This window comes from Rhodococcus sp. CX, assembly GCF_015865005.1.
In the GTDB taxonomy this organism is placed as follows: domain Bacteria; phylum Actinomycetota; class Actinomycetes; order Mycobacteriales; family Mycobacteriaceae; genus Rhodococcus.
This window is the reverse complement of the sequence record NZ_JADZGH010000195.1, coordinates 1-3,038: the sequence shown is the minus strand read 5'-3', so window position 1 is coordinate 3,038 and position 3,038 is coordinate 1. Positions and strand designations below refer to the sequence as shown.

Below are 3,038 nucleotides of genomic sequence, written 5' to 3'. Positions count from 1 at the left end.
AGCTGGTTGTCGGCCTGTCCGCCGAAGACGTAGATCTTGTCGCCGATGGTGACGGCGGCGCCCGCGGCGCGCGGGTGGGGCATGGGCGGCATCTCGACCCACTGGCCGTTGCGGACCGCGAAGACCCGATCGGACGTCGTCGCGGTGAGGTTCGGCCCGTCGGGAATCCAGCCGCCGAGCACGACGGGCACGCCGTCCCAGGTCACCGCCATCGCGTGATTGAGCGGAACCGGCATGGCGGGGCCGGTCTTCCAGGTGTCGATCGCCGGGTCGTAGCCCTCGTGTGCGGCCGAGGAACCCTCGTCGTCGAGTCCGCCGAACACCCACACGGTGCCGTCGGCCACGGTCGTCGCGGTCTGCTGACGCGGGGTCGGGGCATCGTGCAGCGTCCGCCACTGCGCGGTCGGCGGCAGTTCGAGGGTGTTCTCGCCGCCCGCCGCGGCCGTGTCGGAACCGTTCGGCGGACGCGTCACCAGGTAGAGACCGGTCCCGGCGACCGCGAGGAACAGCACGGCGAGCACGGCGAGCACGGTGCGCAACGACACCCGCCCCGACGATGCGTCCGCACCGGTCGGCGCAGGCGCGGCCGGGCCGCTCGGGTGGGGGGTGGCAGGGCCGCTCGGGCCGCTCGGGCCACTCGGGCCGCTCGGGTGCGGAGTGACCGGAGGTAGCGGGGGCGGTGTCGACGACCCGTTCCGGATGCGCACCGCGGTGGCGGTGTCGGCTGCCGGCGCACCCTTCAGGGTCGGTTGATCGTGCTGACGGTGATCGCCGGGCAGGGCCATCTCGTCGACGTGCCGTCCGTGCCGGGCCTGGATCTCCTGCAGTTCCCGGCCGAACTCGGCGGCGGTCGACGGGCGGGCCGCCGGATCGGCCGACATCGCGTGTTCGAGCGCGGCGCACACGTCGTCGGGGATGCCCTGCGGCCGCAGGTCGGGGATGGGCTGGCTGCTGATGCGCAGGAACTGCGCGACGATCTCCTCACCGGTGCGGCGTTCGAACGCGGCACGGCCGGTCAGCAACGCGAACATCGCCGCCCCGAGCCCGTACACGTCGGAATTGGGTGTCGGAGGCTTGCCCTCGAGCACTTCGGGGGCGGTGAACGCGAGCGATCCGGTGAAGGCGCCGGTCGCGGTCTCGAATCCGCCGGCGATCCGCGCGATGCCGAAATCGGTGAGCTGCGGCTCGCCGTACTCGGTCATCAGGATGTTCCCCGGCTTCACGTCGCGGTGCAGCGTGCCCGAGTGATGGGCGGTTTCCAGGGCGCCGGCGAGTTTGACGCCGACGCGCACCACCTCCGGCCACGGCAACGGCCCGTCGCGCCGCACCTTCACCGCCAGCGAATCGTTCGGGTGATAGGGCATCACGATGTAAGGCCGGCCGCTCGAGGTCACCCCGACCTGGAGGATGTTGACGATGTTGGGATGGCCGGACAGCCTGCCCATCGCGTAGCCCTCGCGCAGGAACCGCTCCCGGTTCTCGACGTCGAGGTCGGAGGAGAGCACCTTGATCGCGACCGTCCGCCCGAGCGAGCGTTGTTTGCATCGGTAGACGACACCGAAGCCGCCTCGTCCCACGACCAGCGCGTCGTCGAATCCCGCGGCAGCCAGCTCCGCGGTGATTCCCTGACCCGCCGGGCGGGTCGCTTCCGGATCGAAATCGGCCATCGGCCCAGGCTTTCGACGTGTACAGCGTGGTTCGCGAGTGTACGACGAGGATACCGCTGCAAATGACCCGGAAACGAAGATCAGGGACGGGCGCGGAGACCGTTGACGAACGGGCAGCCGACGAGGCGGCGCAGCGCGCGGCTCAGCCCGGTGGCGTCGTCGACCGGCTCGTGGAAGGGAATGCGGACGTCGTGGTCGCCGGTGCCGGATTCGATGCGCAGCCGCAGGCCGTACCGGTCGAGACCGAGGGGGCGGATGCGGCCGGTCCGCGCGGCCGGCGGGATGCGGCGGGCGATGCGCAGGACGATGTCCGCGTGGTCCTGCTCGAGGTGCTGCAGCCACGCGGTCTCGAGCGCGGCGAACGGGTCGGGCAGCGCGGTCAGCACGTCCTCGACCTCGACGGATTCGGCTCCGGTGGTGTCCGCGGCGACCACGGACGTCAGCTCGAGACGCAGCAGTTCGGTGCCGTGGCCGACGTCGAGCAGTTCCGGATGGGGCAGGTCCTCGGCGACCTCGGCGGCGAGTTCGCGGGGGTTCCCGACGGGGTGGAGCGACCCGCTGAGCCAGATCAGCGACCGCACCGGGTTGCGCAGCGCGATCGGCGAGTGGTCGGTGAGTTCGAGGACTGCGGGCAGTCCCGCGGGGCCGGCCTGCCAGGCGAGTGCGACGGCCGGGCAGTCGACGGGAACGGTGACGACGATGTCGCCGTCGGTGTGGAGGTGGTGGACCGCAGTGGTCACCGGGTCGCAGCCGTCGACGGCGAGAACGGTCGAATCGGCACGCACGAGGGCAGTGCACACCCGCTCTGCGGTGCTGGGGGCAGGAACGTCGGTGAGAGTCTGCATGCCGTCCTCCTCGGTAAATAGGTGAGGCAAACCTAAGTCATTGTGGTGGGCGTCGCAAGAGTCTCCCGGGGCTAATCTGAATCGGTGTCGATCCCGCTCTCCCTCGGAATGCCGCCCTCCCGTGAAGAACCTCGCGGGCTCCTCGACGCGCTGCTGACCCACCGCGCGCCCGCACCGGCGGACGTCCCCGCCCGCTTCCTCGCGCCGAGAATCGTGACCGCCGCCGACGCGGAGGCCGCCGGCGACGTGGTCGTCGAACTCGACGCCGGCGCCGAGGCTCCCGCCCCCGGCAGCCGCCGCCCGCTGCGCTACCAGATCGACTGTGCGCCCGAGTATCTCGACGACATCCTCGCGTTCACCGCGCCGGCGCCGCTGTGCGTGTACGTCACGGGGGACACCCTCGCCGACACCGCCCGACGGCTCACCGAGGCCGGTCACCTCCCCGGCCTGCCCGCCGGCCGCAGCGCCGACGAGATCGCCGATTTCCTCGCCGTCCTCGCCCATTCCGACACCGGCTACGTCGCAC

1 protein-coding gene and 2 pseudogenes are annotated in these 3,038 nt (G+C 71.5%); 1 reads left to right on the top strand and 2 read right to left on the bottom strand.

The genetic code is table 11. The annotated features are described in order from the left end of the window. Both I0Q12_RS20965 and I0Q12_RS20960 read right to left on the bottom strand, forming a co-directional pair. A pseudogene (locus tag I0Q12_RS20965) lies at positions 1-1,667 on the bottom strand (protein kinase); the annotation flags it as partial. 80 nt (positions 1,668-1,747) lie between these two features. Next, a complete protein-coding gene (locus I0Q12_RS20960) occupies positions 1,748-2,512 on the bottom strand; it encodes a DUF2470 domain-containing protein (protein ID WP_197254274.1) in 765 nt (254 codons plus the stop codon). Between the two features lie 84 nt (positions 2,513-2,596). On the opposite strand from I0Q12_RS20960, the pseudogene I0Q12_RS20955 reads away from it, so the two are divergent. Continuing rightward, positions 2,597-3,038, top strand: a pseudogene (locus I0Q12_RS20955) (hypothetical protein); the annotation flags it as partial.

Bases quoted from the DNA above. Each gene is read 5' to 3' on its own strand.
- I0Q12_RS20960 (WP_197254274.1), bottom strand. From the start codon at position 2,512: ATGCAGACTCTCACCGACGTTCCTGCCCCCAGCACCGCAGAGCGGGTG.